Origin of the sequence: Algoriphagus sp. (assembly GCF_013373065.1) — a bacterium.
Classification (GTDB): Bacteria; Bacteroidota; Bacteroidia; order Cytophagales; family Cyclobacteriaceae; genus Algoriphagus.
The window spans coordinates 61,975-78,891 of the sequence record NZ_JABXIN010000005.1 but is presented as its reverse complement, the minus strand read 5'-3'; the positions used below and the strand labels follow the sequence as shown (position 1 = coordinate 78,891).

The 16,917-nt window shown below is 39.6% G+C and carries 18 protein-coding genes; 12 read left to right on the top strand and 6 right to left on the bottom strand.

All coding sequences use genetic code 11. The features are described from left to right. Positions 1-153: 153 nt before the first annotated feature. The 3 genes from feoB to HWE15_RS04735 all read right to left on the bottom strand — a co-directional run bounded on the left by feoB (position 154) and on the right by HWE15_RS04735 (position 4,560). Positions 154-2,289 (bottom strand): ferrous iron transport protein B, encoded by a 2,136-nt coding sequence (feoB, locus tag HWE15_RS04745; RefSeq protein ID WP_290506358.1) that lies wholly within the window; start codon positions 2,287-2,289, stop codon positions 154-156. Positions 2,290-2,292: 3 nt separating this feature from the next. Next, the gene (locus tag HWE15_RS04740; protein ID WP_290506357.1) at positions 2,293-2,517 is read right to left on the bottom strand and encodes a FeoA family protein; all 225 of its coding nucleotides are present in this window, start codon (positions 2,515-2,517) and stop codon (positions 2,293-2,295) included. 783 nt (positions 2,518-3,300) lie between these two features. Beyond that, positions 3,301-4,560: an FAD/NAD(P)-binding oxidoreductase gene (locus HWE15_RS04735; RefSeq protein WP_290506356.1), complete on the bottom strand. Its 1,260-nt coding sequence runs from the start codon at positions 4,558-4,560 to the stop codon at positions 3,301-3,303. A gap of 257 nt (positions 4,561-4,817) precedes the next feature. On the opposite strand from HWE15_RS04735, the gene HWE15_RS04730 reads away from it, so the two are divergent. Beyond that, a complete protein-coding gene (locus HWE15_RS04730) occupies positions 4,818-5,474 on the top strand; it encodes a Crp/Fnr family transcriptional regulator (RefSeq protein ID WP_290506355.1) in 657 nt (218 codons plus the stop codon). 1 nt (position 5,475) lies between these two features. Here HWE15_RS04730 and HWE15_RS04725 read toward each other — a convergent pair whose 3' ends face one another. Beyond that, positions 5,476-6,276 (bottom strand): universal stress protein, encoded by an 801-nt coding sequence (locus HWE15_RS04725; RefSeq protein WP_290506354.1) that lies wholly within the window; start codon positions 6,274-6,276, stop codon positions 5,476-5,478. A gap of 287 nt (positions 6,277-6,563) precedes the next feature. Between HWE15_RS04725 and HWE15_RS04720 the strand changes: the two genes are divergently transcribed. The 4 genes from HWE15_RS04720 to HWE15_RS04705 all read left to right on the top strand — a co-directional run bounded on the left by HWE15_RS04720 (position 6,564) and on the right by HWE15_RS04705 (position 8,907). Beyond that, positions 6,564-7,373 carry a sulfite exporter TauE/SafE family protein gene (locus HWE15_RS04720; RefSeq protein WP_290506353.1) on the top strand — a complete coding sequence of 270 codons (810 nt, stop codon included), beginning with the start codon at positions 6,564-6,566 and terminating at the stop codon, positions 7,371-7,373. Positions 7,374-7,382: 9 nt separating this feature from the next. After that, positions 7,383-8,258 (top strand): sterol desaturase family protein, encoded by an 876-nt coding sequence (locus HWE15_RS04715; RefSeq protein WP_290506413.1) that lies wholly within the window; start codon positions 7,383-7,385, stop codon positions 8,256-8,258. Continuing rightward, complete coding sequence (locus HWE15_RS04710) at positions 8,237-8,491, top strand: hypothetical protein (protein ID WP_290506352.1); 255 nt, start codon at positions 8,237-8,239, stop codon at positions 8,489-8,491. Before HWE15_RS04715 ends, HWE15_RS04710 begins: the two co-directional genes overlap by 22 nt. A gap of 80 nt (positions 8,492-8,571) precedes the next feature. Further along, entirely contained in the window at positions 8,572-8,907 is a 336-nt protein-coding gene (locus tag HWE15_RS04705; protein ID WP_290506351.1) for a rhodanese-like domain-containing protein, read from the top strand. Between the two features lie 31 nt (positions 8,908-8,938). On the opposite strand, the gene HWE15_RS04700 is transcribed toward HWE15_RS04705, so the two are convergent. Further along, positions 8,939-9,223 carry a TIGR03643 family protein gene (locus HWE15_RS04700; RefSeq protein ID WP_290506350.1) on the bottom strand — a complete coding sequence of 95 codons (285 nt, stop codon included), beginning with the start codon at positions 9,221-9,223 and terminating at the stop codon, positions 8,939-8,941. A gap of 39 nt (positions 9,224-9,262) precedes the next feature. Here HWE15_RS04700 and HWE15_RS04695 point away from each other — a divergent pair, with 39 nt between their 5' ends. Further along, positions 9,263-10,732: a deoxyribodipyrimidine photo-lyase gene (locus HWE15_RS04695; RefSeq protein WP_290506349.1), complete on the top strand. Its 1,470-nt coding sequence runs from the start codon at positions 9,263-9,265 to the stop codon at positions 10,730-10,732. Between the two features lies 1 nt (position 10,733). Beyond that, a complete protein-coding gene (locus HWE15_RS04690; RefSeq protein ID WP_290506348.1) occupies positions 10,734-10,895 on the top strand; it encodes a DUF2256 domain-containing protein in 162 nt (53 codons plus the stop codon). Here the strand turns inward: HWE15_RS04690 and HWE15_RS04685 are convergent. Next, positions 10,867-11,514 carry a sulfate ABC transporter permease gene (locus HWE15_RS04685; RefSeq protein WP_290506347.1) on the bottom strand — a complete coding sequence of 216 codons (648 nt, stop codon included), beginning with the start codon at positions 11,512-11,514 and terminating at the stop codon, positions 10,867-10,869. The genes HWE15_RS04690 and HWE15_RS04685 overlap by 29 nt on opposite strands. A gap of 110 nt (positions 11,515-11,624) precedes the next feature. Here HWE15_RS04685 and HWE15_RS04680 point away from each other — a divergent pair, with 110 nt between their 5' ends. The 5 genes from HWE15_RS04680 (at position 11,625) to HWE15_RS04660 (ending at position 16,824) form a co-directional block, all read left to right on the top strand. Further along, positions 11,625-12,788 (top strand): tol-pal system protein YbgF, encoded by a 1,164-nt coding sequence (locus HWE15_RS04680; protein WP_290506412.1) that lies wholly within the window; start codon positions 11,625-11,627, stop codon positions 12,786-12,788. Positions 12,789-12,997: 209 nt separating this feature from the next. After that, the gene (locus HWE15_RS04675) at positions 12,998-13,480 is read left to right on the top strand and encodes an Lrp/AsnC family transcriptional regulator (protein WP_290506411.1); all 483 of its coding nucleotides are present in this window, start codon (positions 12,998-13,000) and stop codon (positions 13,478-13,480) included. A 54-nt stretch (positions 13,481-13,534) separates the two neighbouring features. Beyond that, positions 13,535-14,080 carry an NUDIX hydrolase gene (locus HWE15_RS04670; protein WP_290506346.1) on the top strand — a complete coding sequence of 182 codons (546 nt, stop codon included), beginning with the start codon at positions 13,535-13,537 and terminating at the stop codon, positions 14,078-14,080. Then, positions 14,077-15,420 carry an MATE family efflux transporter gene (locus tag HWE15_RS04665; RefSeq protein WP_290506345.1) on the top strand — a complete coding sequence of 448 codons (1,344 nt, stop codon included), beginning with the start codon at positions 14,077-14,079 and terminating at the stop codon, positions 15,418-15,420. The genes HWE15_RS04670 and HWE15_RS04665 overlap by 4 nt, the downstream gene beginning before the upstream one ends. A 51-nt stretch (positions 15,421-15,471) precedes the next feature. Then, positions 15,472-16,824: a M24 family metallopeptidase gene (locus HWE15_RS04660; RefSeq protein WP_290506344.1), complete on the top strand. Its 1,353-nt coding sequence runs from the start codon at positions 15,472-15,474 to the stop codon at positions 16,822-16,824. Positions 16,825-16,917: the final 93 nt, after the last annotated feature.

The window sequence follows — 16,917 nt, the reverse complement described above, 5'->3', positions numbered from 1 at the left end:
CAAAAAATCAGGAAAAGCTCATGAAATGTGAAAGTTCAATAACCTGCGCACTTTTCACAGCCCGGCTTTTTGCTTGGTTTTCCGAAAAAATGCTTCCATAAATAAACCAATGCTCCAAGTCCAATTAGCGCTATGATGATTTCTTGCCACATATCAAGAGAAGATTTGGTAAGTGATGAGGGCTGCAATATAAGCCAAGGAGGTCATGTACACAGTTTGAATAATTGGCCATTTCCAACCCTTCGTTTCTCGATAAACCACCGCCAAGGTACTCATACATTGCATCGCGAAAACATAAAACACCATCAAGGAAAAGGCTGTCGCTTTGTTGAATACCTTATCACCTGTATTCGGGTTGATCTGTCTATTTAAAGTTTCGCGAATAGTTGCATCATCCTCCGGATCACCTCCTATACTGTAGATGGTAGCCATAGTAGAGACAAATACTTCTCTCGCGGCAAAGGATGTTATCAAAGCAATTCCAATTTTCCAATCGTATCCTAGGGGACGAATAGCCGGTTCTATTGCTCTACCCATGATTCCTATAAAGGAATTTTCTAATAGGGCAGAGGAGGCTTCAGTTTCTATGGTCTCGATTTCTTCTTGACTGCTTGCATTAGCAATCTTTAGATCCCGCTCTTGACGGATGGAATCCATGGTTGATGGAGGTCCATAGGAACCAAGAATCCAAAGGATAACCGAAATGGCTAAAATAACCTTTCCTGCTTCAGTGATGAAAGTCAAGGATTTGTTATACATCGTCAACAGAACATCTTTCCATCTTGGCGTACGGTAAGTAGGAAGTTCTACCATTAAGAATGATTTTTCTTCGGTTTTTAATATTGATTTTAAAACAAAAGCCGTGACTAGAACGCCTACAATTCCTAGCAAATACAAACCCAAGAGGGCCAAGGCCTGAAGATTGATAAAACCAAATAGGAATTCATCAGGAACTACCAAGCCAATCAGGATGATGTAAACAGGTAATCTTGCCGAGCAACTCATCAATGGGGTTACCATGATGGTGATAATTTTTTCTTTCCAGTTTCCGATGTTTCGAGCGGCCATCACACCAGGAATCGCGCATGCAACCCCAGAAACTAAGGGCACTATACTTTTTCCATGTAGACCAAATGGCCTCATCCACCGGTCCATCAGAAAAACTACCCTGGACATGTAGCCCGTGTCCTCCAGAATGGCGAGAAACCCAAAAAGCAAAGCGATCTGAGGAATAAAAATCACCACGCCTCCAATCCCAGGAATAACACCCTCAGCCAATAAGTCAGCTAGAGGTCCTTCAGGTAGAGCATCTGTTAACCAGGAACTTATATTGGCGAAAAACCCATCGATCAGATCCATGGGAACAGATGCCCAGGCAAAGATTGCCTGGAAAATCAAAAGAAGGATTCCGATGAATATTGCATAGCCAAAAAATGGATGAAGAAGAACCTTGTCTAATTTAGATTCCTCTTTTTCAACCTTGCTTTTTTTTGATAAAACCTGCTGAATGATTTCGCTGATTTTCCGATATCGAATTTTCGTTTCTTCCAGCTGTGCCGCCTCAAGATCGATTTTTATGGCTTTAAGCTTGTTTTGAATCCAAGATCTTTTGTTTTCAGAAATCCCTTTGTCCTTTAATCCAAAGCGAAGTATCTGGTAGGCCCGGTAATCGTTATCGATTTTGAAAAATTCTCGGACATCGTTAAGCTCGCTTACATCTAAAAACTCTCCGGTGTCAATAAATGGGCCTGGATTTGAGAAATTCTGTTGATGAATCAACTCTCGGATCTGTTCAATCCCTTTTTGGTGCCTTGCGTCTGTTTGAAGTATAGGAACTCCAATTTTTTTGAATAATTCAAAGGTTTTGATTTCTAACTGGCTTTTCTCTGCCAAATCAGACATGTTCAAAACCACTGCGAGGTTCAAGCCCAAATCGATTAATTGGGTGGCTAAAAATAAACCTCTTGAAAGCTGAACCGAATCAATTACCATCAAGACAAAATCAGGCTTTTCGATTTCGCTTAATTGGTTTAATACCCTATGAACGATGACCTCATCTTCTGAATTTGGATATAGGGAATAGGTACCGGGAAGATCGATTATTTCATAGGAAGCACCCTGATAAACCATCACTCCTTTTTTCTTATCTACTGTGACCCCAGGATAATTCCCGATTTTTTGATTCAATCCGGTCAGGGAGTTGAAAATAGTCGTTTTTCCAACGTTCGGATTGCCAATAAGGGCGATTTTCAGAGTCTTTGTCAAGGTAGAAGCGAGTGGTTCAGCCATGAATTATTGAATGATTTTGACCTGAATTACCGCTGCTTCTTCTTTTCTTAAAGCAAGTAGGGTTTCATCAAGTCGGAAAGCCATTGGGCCATTGGCAGGGGCTATGTGCTTTAATGTAATTTTCTTTCCAGGAAGAAAACCTAATTCCATCAAATTCACTTTCAAGGGAGAATCTTGAAGTAATTCGATAGTGGCCGAATCAGAAATGGATAGTTGGTCAGCTGTCATGAAGAATTTGGCTATCTCCTTTGTGGTGCAAAAATATACTATTTGGAATGAATCTAAGTAAAAATTCGAAAGATTTTTGGTGATTTAAATCAGTTTGCGGAGCGAATACTCTAGATTTCATTGGAAAGGTTGAAATCTAGACCATTTTCCATGAGAATTCGAATGCTAAATTGAAGCTAAACTTCCTTGCCGGGATCCTTAATCCAAACCAATTTGAATAAGTCTTCCAAAAATAAGGGGAGTGGAGTTTCAAAAAATTCAGGAATAGGTCTGGTTTGTTCAGTAAAAAATCGATTAATCTCAAAGTAATCACTCAGATCCTGACCGACTTTTAATATTTCTCCATTTCCTAGTTCTACTTCTTTGATTGGGGAGAAGGAGGGCTACATGCGTATGCTGTACCAAAAGGAGCAATTGAACTAGGAGTTCGCTCCGTGAGGGTTACAATATCTTTTATGCGAAATGACTTGGTAATGAAAATATAAGGAAGTGTGGTGTTTGGGCTTACCTGCTGCCCTTAAGTTGTTAGGGAAATGGTTTCAAATGATTGGATTCGAAAATCATTTACTTCGAATACAGGACCACAGCAACAGGGATTTCCACAGAAATCACTGCATGCCATAGGTAAAAGTGCCAAGATCAAAAAAAGCGAAGTGGTTAGAAGAATCTTCTTCACTGTATATGGTATTGGTTTACAATCGATTAAACTTAAAAATAATGTTTTGGTTATAAAAAAAGCCCGAATTTATTCGGGCTTTTCCTTTCGTTCTTTCGGGTGTTGCCTTAGGCCTTTCCTCGAAGCATGAGATTCCAATACATGAACGGTAGACCGTATTTTTTCAACAGCCACATACTGTATTGCTCCTTAGAAGTATCCACAAATTTTGAAATCATTGGATCGGAGTCTCTCACATTGTCATATTTAAATTCTGCCAAAACCATTTTTCCATATCTGGTTACCAATGGACAGGAAGAGTATCCTGAATAGGATGCATGCCCAACTTCTTTGGACTTGATTAATCCCAAAAGGTTTTCTACAACAACAGGGGCCTGTTTACGGATGGCTGCTCCGGTTTTCGCAGTTGGTAAATGTGCAACGTCACCTAATGCGAAAATATTTGGAAAACGAGAGTGTTGTAATGAGTGGATGTCTACATCTACCCAGCCTTTTCCAGGGCCTTCCTGAATGGAAATTTCAGACTCTTGGATGAATTTAGGCGCCGCCTGAGGGGGTGCCAAATGCAACATATCGAAATGAACTTTGATTTCTTTTGAATCATCTAATTCTTCACCCATTGGATTGTTTTCAGGAATGGAATATTCCTCCTCGGGCTTGATATATTTAAAATAGATGTCCTGATTTTTCGCATCGATTCGTACGGGAGCCATAAATGGCTTGAAGTGGATATTACGATCGTGGATGATTTTATTTAATGTTTTTGCAAAATCCGGAACACCGAAAATAATGGTTCCAGGAGTATAGAATGCAACATTAACTTTGTCTCTAATCCCGTGCTTGCGGAAATAGTCTTCGGCCAAATACATAATTTTCTGAGGTGCACCTCCACATTTAATTGGCGTGGTTGGTTGGGTGAAAATCGCATTTCCGCCTTTGAAATTTTTAAGAACTTCCCATGTATGCTCAGGATCTGTGTAATTGGAGCAAACTACCCCTTTGTCCATGGCTTCTTTTAATCCAGGAATTAATTCAGGAGCCATCACCAAGCCGGGTGCCACAATCAAATAATCATATTTCACTTTTCCAGATGAAGCTGTATCAACCTGGTTTTTATGAGGATCAATTCCAGTTGCTTTGTCTTTAATCCATTCAACACCTTTGGGAATATAATCCCCTTCATTTCGTTCGGTGTCTTTAAAATCAAATGTTCCAGCTCCTACCAAAGTCCATGCAGGTTGATAATAATGCTTGTCGGAAGGTTCAATTAGGGCAATCTGAAGATTTTTATCTTTTAGTTTAAGTTGGGCTGCCACTGTGATACCGGCGGTACCTCCACCGATGATTACAATCTGATAATGTTTCATAGCAAAAGGTTATTTTGATAAAGAAAAGGTATAAATATCCTCCACTTAATTTAGTGACATTCGTCACCTTATTGAATGATTTCATCTAATTTGTGAAAAAACTAAAGGGATGTTACTGATTTCTGGAACCTTAGGTCTTATGTGATTTTTATCACATTAGGAAAAATGGCCTAAATTTGATCTAGAATTATATTTTTGTTACCAGAACATCTTTTTTCTAAACTGAACACTATACTTACTCTATTAGCGCATTACAGATGACTACAGAAGAATTAAAAACATACCTTCCCGAATTTACAGATCCAAGACTTCTTGAGACACTTTTGGAAAAAGGACAGGTGATGAATTTGGAGCCTGGTAAAGTACTGATGGAGCCAGGGAAATTTGTCAAGATGGTTCCTATTGTTCTGGAAGGCTCAATTAAAGTGATGCGGATGGATGAAGATGGAAAGGAACTTTTCTTGTATTATTTGGACGCGGGTGAAACCTGTGCGCTTTCTTTGACATGTTGTTCAGCTGCAAGACCAAGTGAGATAAAAGCTGTAGTAGAGGAACCTACGACTATCATCGCAATCCCTGTTTCTCTTCATGAACAACTGACTGATGAGTTTAAGCAATGGAAAGATTTTGTGTCCGAAACCTACCAAAGCCGCTTTCATGAAATGCTCGTGGCACTTGATGCAGTTGCCTTCAAACGGATGGATGAACGCTTGATGCGCTACATCGTCACCAAAATGAAACAACATAAAACAAACGAACTCAATACCACCCATCAAGAAATCGCCAATGAGTTGGGAACCTCAAGAGAGGTAATTTCACGACTTTTGAAGCAGCTCGAGAAAAAGAAATGGATTGAGCTTGGCCGCAATGTGATCTACATTAGAGACGATTTTGAAGAGTTGATCAGCAAATAATTCAGAGCATCACCAAAAGAGGGTTATGTGTCTGATAGGCCATTTCAAATGATTTTCCTTTTGCAAAAAATTGATCCCAAAGGCTTCTCTGAGAATGGCACATTGCAAGCATGGTATCAGGATGTTTCTTTAAAAATTCCTGTAATCCTTGAATCACATCTGAGGAAGTTTGAGAATGTATTTTAGGAAGGTATCCTAATTTTTCTTGAAGGTATTTTTCCAGTCCAAGCATTGAAAGTTTTTCGACAAAACTGTCGGACTTTGAAACATGGATCAACTGTAAATCCATATCCCATAGTTTCGACCAGGTTGCTACCTTTTCAATCATTTGTTCTTCATGGTTGGCTAGTTCTATACCTAAGGTAATCTTTCGAACACTGGATAGAGAGGCTTCTTCTGGGACCAACATCACCGGGGTGGAAGATTCTTTAAGAACATTGACTGCCGTAGAGCCTACCAGCACTTTTTTTAAACCGCTGATTCCATGGGTTCCCATAATTATTAAATCAACTTTCTTTTCTAGGGCCAATCGTGCTAGCTGGATGGAAGGAGTTCCTTCCAATATCTCCGTTTCAAAAGTTGCATGAGGAGATTCGTAGGACCTGACAAGCTCGGCTAAGTGTTTCTTGGCACTTGAGTGCATGCCATCAATTGCAATAGCCGTCTGTGAAGCAAAGTCATAGACCATTTCGATGACATGACTGAGGACAAATGAATTTTGGGTGTCTTGAAACAAACCCAAGGCATACTCCAATGCTTTTTTTGAATTATTGGAAAAATCCAAAGGAATCAGAATTCTCATTTCGGTTTATTTTTTACCTAAGATAAGAAGGATTTATCCCTAGAAACATGAGAAAAATCAATTTGGAAAGAGATAAAAACAACCCGCTTATCATGATCTAATGTCGGAAATTGATGCATGTAAGTCGCCAAAATTCATTCCCTTCCTTTAGTTTGATGTGTTTGGATTTTTATTCTAGCTGTCCAGTATTTGGCAAATAAGGATAGGGTAGGTAATGTAACATTTGTTACTGCTGCTGCCGTAGGGGGTGTCTTACTTTTGTTACTTAATTAGAAAATTCTAGAACTATGGACATCATAATTATTTTAGGTTATTTAGCTGCTATCCTTATCGGAGTTAGTCTTGGACTAATTGGAGGCGGTGGATCTATTCTGACCGTACCTGTATTGGTATATATTTTAAATATAGATCCGGTGTTGGCAACTGCCTATTCACTATTTGTGGTTGGTACCACTTCCTTAGTCGGGGCAGGAAATTACATGCGTCAGGGATTGGTGGATTACAAAACAGCAATTGTATTTGCTATTCCATCTTTTATTGCGGTATTCCTAACCCGAAAATTTCTAGTTCCTTGGCTTCCTGACCCATTGTTTTCAATTGGAGAAATGGAAATAACAAAGAATGTCGGAATCATGGTGTTTTTCGCCATTATCATGTTGGCAGCTTCTTACTCGATGATCAAAGGCAAAAAGAAAGGGTCAGAGGAAGAAGAAAATGGAGAAGTAAAATTCAATATTCCAATGATTGCATTGGAAGGATCTGTTGTAGGTGTCATTACCGGAATTGTTGGTGCAGGAGGAGGATTCTTAATTATCCCAGCCTTGGTTTTATTGGCTCGACTTCCGATGAAGCTTGCAGTAGGAACATCTTTGTTGATCATCGCAGCTAAATCCCTTATCGGATTCTTGGGTGATTTGGGAAACCAAACCATCGACTGGCAAATGCTGTTGATATTTACCGGGCTATCTGTTATCGGGATATTCATCGGTAGTACCCTGTCCAAAAAGATCAATGATAAAGCCTTGAAGAAAGGATTTGGTTGGTTTGTATTGATTATGGGAATTTATATCATTGGCAAAGAATTATTGAGTTTGTAAATCAAAATGTTGGAAAAGTATTTTAAAATTTTTCTTGACGGTTACTACGGATATTGGAATTATCTAAAAAGTGAGATTCTATATCCTTCTTGGCATAATTACTTCTATTGGTTAGTAGGCCTTTCCCTTGTGGTTTGGCTTCTAGAAATAGTATTTCCATGGAGGAAAAACCAGCCAATTTTCCGAAAGGATTTTTGGCTGGATGCCTTTTACATGTTTTTTAACTTCTTCCTCTTTTCGCTGATTGTATACAATTCCTTGAGCAATGTGGTGGTAGAGGCGTTCAATGATTTCTTGGGGCTCTTTGGAGTTACTAACCTTGTGGCTATTGAAGTAGCTACCTGGCCAACTTGGACGCAGTTTCTATTGATGTTTTTGGTAGCCGATTTCATTCAATGGAATACTCATAGACTATTGCATCATGTCCCTTGGCTATGGGAGTTTCATAAGGTTCACCATTCTGTAGAGCAAATGGGTTTTGCTGCCCATCTTCGCTATCATTGGATGGAGACAATTGTCTATAAATCAATTCAATACATTCCGCTAGCAATGATTGGTTTTGGTCTTGATGATTTCTTTATCCTGCATATTTTCACCATTGCTATTGGCCATTTGAATCACGCCAATGTGAAGCTTTCATACGGACCTTTTAAATATATCCTGAATAATCCCATCATGCATTTGTGGCATCATGCCAAACATTTGCCAGAAGGGAGTCATGGTGTAAACTTTGGGATTTCGTTGAGCCTTTGGGATTATTTATTTGGCACGGCTTACATTCCTAATGAAGGACGAGATGAACCACTAGGTTTCGAAAAAATTGAAGAGTTTCCAAAGACCTTCTGGTCTCAAATCACTTATCCATGGCTACGCAAAAAGAAGTAAGACCAACAAACCCACTTAATAATTGGGGAACCGTTTTAATCCTAACCATGACCTTGGGTTTAGCTCCGTTTTTCCCGGAACCTCACTTCTTTGGGAAAGTCCGATGGGTGATGGGAGGTGCTGTTGGTATGAAGTTAATTGATTGGGGGGATTTGGTTTTTCATGGATTCCCTTGGGTTCTTTTGGTTCGGTTAAGTATTATTTCTATTCGGAAAAAATTCGCAAAAGCCTAATTATGTGATTTTAATTACTGCCAAAGGCCTATTGAAGGCTGTATTTTTGAGGCTGTATTAAAAATTGAAATGTAACAACCATGTTTGACTTCTTTAAATCAAAACCTAAAAACTACGAAGATATCTCTGTTGGAGAATTCCATGATTTGATGCTTCAAAAAGACACAGTAATTCTAGATGTGCGTACTCCTGGTGAGTTTTCATCAGGTAAACTTCGTGGAGCTAGAAACATTGATATCATGTCCCGAAATTTTGTGGACCAAATTAAAAACCTTCCAAAGGATAAAACTTATTTGGTTTATTGTCGAAGCGGAAACCGAAGTGGTCAAGCTTGTGAGATTATGGCCGATATGGGTTTTACCAATTGTAAAAATATGGCCCGCGGAATAATGAGTTGGCCATTTGAAGTAGTTTAAAAAATTAAAAGCGGGTCTAGGCCCGCTTTTTTTATCTTTTTGAAATTTTGTTGTTGCTGATTGACCGCTGCCGAGTACATTTAAATCGCTCCATTTGAATACCGGATTTTTTGGAATGTTTTGTACTTCTTCCTTGAACCCTTTCTCTCCACATTCTGAAGCTACTTGCTTTCATATTTTTTCGCATTAGTTGAATCACCTCAGATTCATTGACGCCAAATTGCCGTTCAATTGCGTCAAAAGGAGTCCGGTCCTCCCATGCCATTTCAATGATTCGGTCTAATTCTTCCTCAGAAAACGTCCTATTTTTCTTCATGTTGAAAAAACCATCTTTTCGCCTCGTGGTTTAATTTATGTGCAAAAAATTTCTATTGTTTGGCTAAAGAGGGATCTTCGACTTCATGATCATCCTCCATTATATTATGCTTCTAAAGCTGGACATCCTGTACTAGTCCTTTTTGTATTTGAGCCTTCTTTGATTGCAGCACCTCAAAGTGATCTTCGTCATTGGCGATTTGTATGGGAGAGCTTGATGGATTTACAGGAACAATTAAAGCCTTATCAGGCAGGCATCGCAATTTTCCATGCCGAGGTTTTGGAGGTTTTCGAATTTTTGAGAAAACATTTTGAGATCCAGGGACTTTATTCCCACAAAGAAACGGGCATAGGAATCACCTTTGAACGTGACAAGAAAGTGTCGGCTTTTTTACGAAACGCAATGATTCCCTTGTGTGAATATTCGCAACAAGGAGTCCAAAGGGGTAGAAGAAACCGAAAAGGCTGGCGAGAAGCTTGGTTTGCTTACGCAAAGGAATCCATAGCTCAAATTCCATTAGCAGGGATACCCTTTTTTTCACTACCCCAAGAGCTTTTTGCTTCCTTTCCCAATCAACCGATTCCAGAGGATTGGAAAACTTCCAATGCCTATATGCAAAAAGGAGGGGAGCGATTAGGGTGGAGATACTTGCGAAGCTTTCTAGACCATAGAGTGAAAAATTACAATCGGCACATCAGTAAACCTGAATTGAGCCGAACAGGTTGTAGCCGACTTTCACCTTATTTAGCTTGGGGTTGCCTTTCAATAAGACAAGTGTATCAAGCTTCAGAGGATAAAAAGAAAGAAAGTGGCCAAGCTCGAAACTTTACAAATTTTCAATCCCGACTTCGCTGGCATTGTCACTTTATTCAGAAATTTGAAATGGAGTGCCGGATGGAGTATGAGCCGATCAATAGGGGTTTCCTGGATTTTTATACTTCCCCGAATGAAGCTTTCATCAAAGCCTGGGAAACAGGACAAACAGGTTTTCCTTTGGTAGATGCTTGTATGCGTTGTTTGATTCAGACAGGGTACCTTAATTTTCGCATGCGAGCCATGTTGGTTTCTTTTTTGACACATCATCTAAAACAAAATTGGATAAGTGCCGCTAACCATTTGGGTCGGATTTTCTTGGATTTCGAACCGGGAATTCACTATCCACAAATTCAGATGCAGGCCGGAGTTACTGGTATAAATACTGTTCGGATTTATAACCCAGTAAAGCAATCGCAAGATCATGATCCCGAAGGAGTTTTTATTAAAAAATGGGTTCCTGAATTATCCAAAGTTCCAGGGAAATTGATTCATGAACCATGGAAAATAGCTCCCTTGGAACTTGAGGAATTTGGATTACGCTTAGGCGTGGACTATCCTTTTCCAATTATTGATTTGGAAAAAGCTGCGAAAGAGGCTAGAGATCGGGTTTGGGGGGCTCAGAAAATGCCAGCAGTAAAAAAGGAGGCTGAACGAATTCTTTCTAAACATACGTTGCCAAATCGATGGGCTTGATATGAAAAAGCAGTTTTTACCACAAAAAATTTGTCCCGTATGCAATAGGCCATTTTCTTGGCGAAAAAAATGGGAGCGAAATTGGGAGCATGTGAAGTATTGTTCCAAGCGATGCGCTGGGAATTCTAAGAAAATTAGCGATAAACCATCGCATACCAAGTGACCCAGATGAGCAAGGGTAGGAAGTAGGATAGCAGAATGACCCAAACGGACTCCTGTATACTTCTTCTGCTGATACTATGAAATCCTAATACCCATACCGCACCATAGATTAATTCAAAGAAATTAAAAGTTCCAAATGGGTAGCGGAGACGTTCTTCTACCTGTTCATAGCCTATAAAACTCAAAAGCGACAGAGGTCTATTTTCTTGGATTTCGAGGTAGGTGATAGATGTATCGGGATTTAAATAAATCAAAAAACGAACTAATTCAGGAAGTAGAAAAACAATCTCGGCAACCAAAGCGAATTCCCAGAGTTCTTTGTAAGGAACCTTATAGCCCAGCGCAAATGCTCCCACCCATATTAGAAAAGATATGACCGTAAATTTCCACAAAAGGGCAAAAGGAGTCCATATATATTCCAGTGTGTTAAAAATATAGAAAAAGGTCAGGGCTCCGGATTTCTTTAAATTTTGTGAATCTGGAATTGCTTCAACGATTAACGTGTTTGTTAAAAAGCGAATGAGTACAAACAATAAAACCAAAAGCAAAAAATAAAGTCGTTTGTCAAAATCTAGGAGCTCTTGAATTCGTTGTGATAATCGACTTGAAGGTAATGCCATGGTAATAGAAGAGTATGTGGAAAGATAGCATATTTATCAGTTTTAGAGGTAATTTTGCATCCATGAGGGGAAAATTTCAAATGTTGTTTTGGCTATGGATTCTTGGTACCATGGGGATTTCTACGGAAATATCTTTGGCCCAGTCGCCTCCAGCAGATAGCCTGTATGAGGCCAACGTATCTCCTTATTTACTTTTGGATCGTGGATTACAATACCGGATTACGAAATCCATCAACAGCATGTACAATTTTGATTTTGAAACAGCTGAACGGGATTTTCGGGTTATTGCTTATCAATATCCAGAGCACCCCTTGCCGGAATTTTTGATGGCTTTAGGTTACTGGTGGAGAATTGAGATAGATGTAACCAATGAAAAATACGATGATTTATTCTTGGGTTATTTAGATAGGGCCAATGAAAAAGCAGAAACGCTCTATGACTTGGATCCTACAAATAAGGAGGCGGCCTTTTTTTTAGCGGCAGGTTATGGTTTTAAAGGAAGATTATTAGCCGAGCGAAAAAGTTGGACGAAGGCAGCGTGGGCAGGAAAAAACGCGCTAAAATACATGGAACTCAGTCGAGGAGAAGAGGAATTCAACCCTGAGTTACTTCTTGGAGATGCCTTGTTTAATTATTTTGCCGAGTGGATTCCTGAAAACTATCCATTGCTAAAACCTGTCTTGGCCCTATTTCCAAAAGGGAACAAGGAATTGGGCTTACAACAATTAGAGGAGGTTGCTAGTAATGCCTTTTATACTCGGATAGAGGCTATGTATTTTTTATTCAGGCTTTATGCATCTGAGGAAAAAAAGCCCTATGAAGCACTCCGGATATCTTCTTATTTGCACGAGAAATTCCCCAATAACCCTTATTTCCATCGCTCTTATGCCCGGCATTTATATACTGTGGGGAGATGGGTCGAGGCTGTAGAAGAGTCTGAGGAAATCTTAAAACGAATTGATGAAGGTTGGGAGGGATACGAATCCAATAGTGGCCGACATGCGGCATTTTACTTGGGTCAATTTGAGGAACGAATTGGAAATCGGGATAAAGCCAAATATTATTATTTGAAAACCATTTCGTACGGAGAAGAATCAGAATCCCAAGAAAGTGGATATTACCTCCATGCATTGGTTCAATTAGGACAAATTGCATTAGAGGAAGGTCAAAATAAGCTAGCCAAAGAATATTTTAAGAAGGTAAAGAAATACGCAAAGCGTAAACACCCCGCCCATCAGGCAGCGAGAGATTTTATCAAAAAGAATAAACTTTAACTCAAGAGTTTACGTTTTTTTGATTTGAGACAAGAGAAAATTTGAAAATTTCTTAAATGATTGAAGGATTTGAATTATTTCTTTGCCAAAATCGACCGAAAATTGAATAAAATTTCGATTTTTGTCATCTAAAAAGTTTTAAGCGGTTTAAAACTTTCAGTAAATATTATAAATTTGCACCATATTATATTTTGTATATGCAAGAGAACATAGATAATAGTATCCGAATCAAGTTTGACAAAATTGACCGAAAAATCCTTGAGATTCTTCAGGCCAATGCAAAGATAACCAACGCCCAACTTTCAAAGGATATTGGTTTATCTCCAGCTCCGACCTTGGAGCGTGTAAAGAAATTGGAGCAGTCAGGCATTATCAAGAGTTACCATGCTAAACTTGATCCAGAGAAAATTGGATTGGGAGTTAGTACTTTTGTATTGGTAAGTCTAATTGGTCATAACAAAGCAAACATTGATGCCTTCATGAAGGAAATTAACGGGATTCCGGAAGTCATTGAATGTCATCACATTACGGGTACAGGCGATTTCATTCTTAAAATCATCGCAAAAGATATCACGGCATATCAGAAATTAATGCTTGAAAAAGTATCAGAAATCAAGGAGGTAGATTCCATGCAATCCATGGTCATTCTTTCTACCTTTAAGGATTCAAAAGTATTGCCTATTCCCGCTTAATTGAATTGGAAAAAATAATTGGAGGGGTGGCGTAAGTCACCCTTTTTTTATGCTATGGAAAATCCTTGGAAAACCCTTAAAATCAAGCCTCTATACGAGAATCCCTGGATTAAATTGGAAGAACATGATATTCTAAATCCAGCTGGTAATCCTGGAATTTATGGGAAGGTTCATTTTAAAAATAAAGCTTTGGGTATTATTCCCATTGATTCAGAGGGGAATACTTGGTTGGTTGGTCAATATCGTTATACCCTTGAGGCTTATTCTTGGGAAATCCCCATGGGAGGAGGCCCTATTGGTCAGGACATCCTTCAAAGCGCACAACGTGAATTGAAAGAGGAGACGGGTTTAATTGCTTCACGTTGGACCGAAATCATGAAAATCCATACTTCCAATTCTGTGACAGACGAAGAAGGTTTTGTTTTCCTTGCGGAAGAATTAACGCAAGAAGAACCGGAGTTTGAAGAGACTGAAGTCCTACAGATAAAGAAATTGCCTTTCCAAGAAGCTTTGAATTGGGTAATGGAAGGAAAAATTACAGATGGAATTAGTATTGCCGGAATCTTAAAAGCTGCAAGAATCTTAGGCTATTTGGAATGAAAATAAGGGAGCATTTTTCAATTACTTTTCAACTTGCCTATCCTGTCATTTTAAGTCAATTGGGGCAAGTGATGGTTGGTGTGGCAGATAGCATGATGGTCGGGCAATTGGGTGCTTTGCCACTGGCAGCCGCCTCATTAGCAAATTCAATTTTTTTCGTCTTGATGATGTTCGGAATGGGGGTTTCTATGGGGATTACACCTTTGGTTTCCATAGCCGAAGGAAAGGGAAAAGTCAAGAGAATTGGTCAATTGCTACGTCATGGACTGTGGATCAACCTATTTACAGCCTTGATTCTAACCTTTATTGTTTTGGGGCTTTCTTCGGGTTTATCGGCACTTGATCAGCCTCAGGAGGTCGTTGATGCTGCTATTCCTTATCTTTTTGTAATCAGTGCCTCAATGCTGCCATTTATGGTTTTTCAGGCTTTTAAGCAGTTTGCAGAAGGATTAAGTCAAACCCGGCAGGCTATGTATGTGACCATTTTTTCCAATTTGGTCAATGTGTTTTTAAACTGGGTATTGATTTTTGGAAAATTGGGTTTTCCGGAAATGGGATTGATGGGAGCAGGATGGGCAACTCTAATTTCCCGGGTATTAATGGCCCTATTGATGGGAGCCTATGTTTTGGGGTCCAAACGCTATCGGCAATTCAATTTAAGTCTGGGTTTAAAAAAAATCAGTTTTCCCATGATTACTCGGATTTTGAAAATTGGTATTCCCACAGGATTCCAATTTATATTCGAGGTTAGTGCCTTTGGTTCGGCAGCTATTATGATGGGTTGGTTGGGTGTTACAGCGCTTGCCAGTCATCAGATTGCTATTAATTTGGCTTCCATAAGCTATATGATGGCAGCAGGTTTGGGCACTGCGGGAATGGTTCGGGTAAGTAATCAAATTGGAAGGAATGATTACAAGACCATGCGGGAAGCAGGAATGATGGTATTTGCGATGGTTTTGATGATTATGAGTACTTCGGCCATTCTATTTATTAGCCTGAAAAATTTTCTTCCTACGCTCTATATAGATGATCCGGATGTCATTGCCACTTCAGCGGTTCTTTTGGTAATTGCAGGAATGTTTCAATTATCAGATGGTGTTCAAGTTGTTGGCTTGGGAGTGCTAAGGGGAATGGAAGATGTTCGCTTTCCCACTTGGCTGACTTTTATTGCATATTGGATAATCGGTCTTCCCTTGGGGTATTTATTGGCTTTCGAATGGGGATATGCAGAAAGAGGAATTTGGTATGGTCTATTGATTGGACTTACTTTAACAGCAGCCCTGCTCTTTTATCGGTTTTACAAATTGAGTCAAAAAGCAATTCAGTTGGGAAAGGTCTGAAATGTTTTTTCTATTTTTCTGATGAAAATTTAAAACCTAATTTCTCCCATCATGAAGCAATACTTTTTGTTTTTATCAGTCATTCTCTTGTCTTTTAATCCTAGCCATGCGCAGGAGCCGGCAGTTTTGCCTCTTAAAGCCCAGGCAGAATTGATAGATTCCTGGCTGGATGAACGTATTGAAATCGTTTTGCCTAATCTGATGACAGAAACGGGCATAGATATGTGGGTGGTGATTTCGCGAGAATACAATGAGGATCCAGTAATTCGAACTTTATTACCCGCAACCTGGATGGCCGCCCGAAGACGTACTATTTTGGTTATGTACCAACCCCAGCCGAATGCAAAAGTGGAAACCTATGCTATTGCGCGATATGATGTAGGAAAAGCATTTAAAAGAGCTTGGGATCCTGAAAATCAACCTAACCAATGGAAGGCATTGATGGAGTTGATTTCTGAAAAAAATCCAAAGAAAATCGGCTTGAATATGGCAAAGGACTATGGTCATGCCGATGGATTAACTCACTCAGAGTATGAGGATTTCATGGCCTACTTGCCTGAGGCATTCCAAGATCAGGTAGTTTCAGCACAGACATTGGCCGTTCGGTGGTTGGAAACACGAACATCATCGGAGATGGCTACCTACCGGCATATCCAAGAATTGGCACATTATATTATTCAAGAGGGGCTTTCTGCCCGTGTCATTACTCCAGGAAAAACCACTACGGAAGATGTAGTATGGTGGTATCGGGAAAAAATCAAGGAAATGAAGCTTGACACTTGGTTTCACCCAACCGTAGATATCCAACGTCCTGATCCGGATTCAGATGGGGCAACGCGATCTTTTTTTTCGAGACCTTCGGAAATGACGATCATGCCGGGAGATTTGCTGCATATTGATTTTGGTATTACCTATCTCCGCTTGAATACCGATACACAGGAGTTGGCTTATGTCCTAAAACGAGGCGAAACAGAAGTGCCGGCATATCTGCAAAAGGCTTTTGAAGTGGGGAATCGTTTGCAGGATATTTTGACAGATAACTATGTAACTGGCAGAACTGGAAATGAGATTCTTCGGGCAGCTCGTTCTCAAATGGAAAAGGAAGGAATCAGAGGAAGTATTTACACACATCCGCTTGGGTCTTATGGTCATTCTGCCGGCCCTACAATTGGAATGTGGGATAATCAGGGAGATACACCGGGAGCAGGAGATCATCCTCTTTATGCCAATACGGGTTATGCTATCGAACTCAATGCGGTTGTGTATGTAGAAGAGTGGAAGAAGGATGTGCGAATTATGCTAGAGGAGGGAGCGTTTTTTGATGGAGAGAAAGTTACCTATTACAATGGAAGGCAGCGTAAGATTTTAGCTATTCCTCGGACTTCTGATTACTTAGGGAATTAATAAAAGGGGCGAAAGCCTCTTTTTTGTGATAATTGGAAATTTTCCCACGACTTTTTTAAAACGGATGATTTTCTTTTAAACTTTTTGTAATTT

Bases quoted from the DNA above. Each gene is read 5' to 3' on its own strand.
- HWE15_RS04670 (WP_290506346.1), top strand. From the start codon at position 13,535: ATGGAAAATCCTTGGAAAACCCTTAAAATCAAGCCTCTATACGAGAAT.
- HWE15_RS04660 (WP_290506344.1), top strand. From the start codon at position 15,472: ATGAAGCAATACTTTTTGTTTTTATCAGTCATTCTCTTGTCTTTTAAT.
- HWE15_RS04665 (WP_290506345.1), top strand. From the start codon at position 14,077: ATGAAAATAAGGGAGCATTTTTCAATTACTTTTCAACTTGCCTATCCT.
- HWE15_RS04690 (WP_290506348.1), top strand. From the start codon at position 10,734: ATGAAAAAGCAGTTTTTACCACAAAAAATTTGTCCCGTATGCAATAGG.
- HWE15_RS04685 (WP_290506347.1), bottom strand. From the start codon at position 11,514: ATGGCATTACCTTCAAGTCGATTATCACAACGAATTCAAGAGCTCCTA.
- HWE15_RS04720 (WP_290506353.1), top strand. From the start codon at position 6,564: ATGGACATCATAATTATTTTAGGTTATTTAGCTGCTATCCTTATCGGA.
- HWE15_RS04710 (WP_290506352.1), top strand. From the start codon at position 8,237: ATGGCTACGCAAAAAGAAGTAAGACCAACAAACCCACTTAATAATTGG.
- HWE15_RS04730 (WP_290506355.1), top strand. From the start codon at position 4,818: ATGACTACAGAAGAATTAAAAACATACCTTCCCGAATTTACAGATCCA.
- HWE15_RS04680 (WP_290506412.1), top strand. From the start codon at position 11,625: ATGGGGATTTCTACGGAAATATCTTTGGCCCAGTCGCCTCCAGCAGAT.
- HWE15_RS04735 (WP_290506356.1), bottom strand. From the start codon at position 4,560: ATGAAACATTATCAGATTGTAATCATCGGTGGAGGTACCGCCGGTATC.
- HWE15_RS04700 (WP_290506350.1), bottom strand. From the start codon at position 9,223: ATGAAGAAAAATAGGACGTTTTCTGAGGAAGAATTAGACCGAATCATT.
- HWE15_RS04705 (WP_290506351.1), top strand. From the start codon at position 8,572: ATGTTTGACTTCTTTAAATCAAAACCTAAAAACTACGAAGATATCTCT.
- feoB (WP_290506358.1), bottom strand. From the start codon at position 2,289: ATGGCTGAACCACTCGCTTCTACCTTGACAAAGACTCTGAAAATCGCC.
- HWE15_RS04725 (WP_290506354.1), bottom strand. From the start codon at position 6,276: ATGAGAATTCTGATTCCTTTGGATTTTTCCAATAATTCAAAAAAAGCA.
- HWE15_RS04740 (WP_290506357.1), bottom strand. From the start codon at position 2,517: ATGACAGCTGACCAACTATCCATTTCTGATTCGGCCACTATCGAATTA.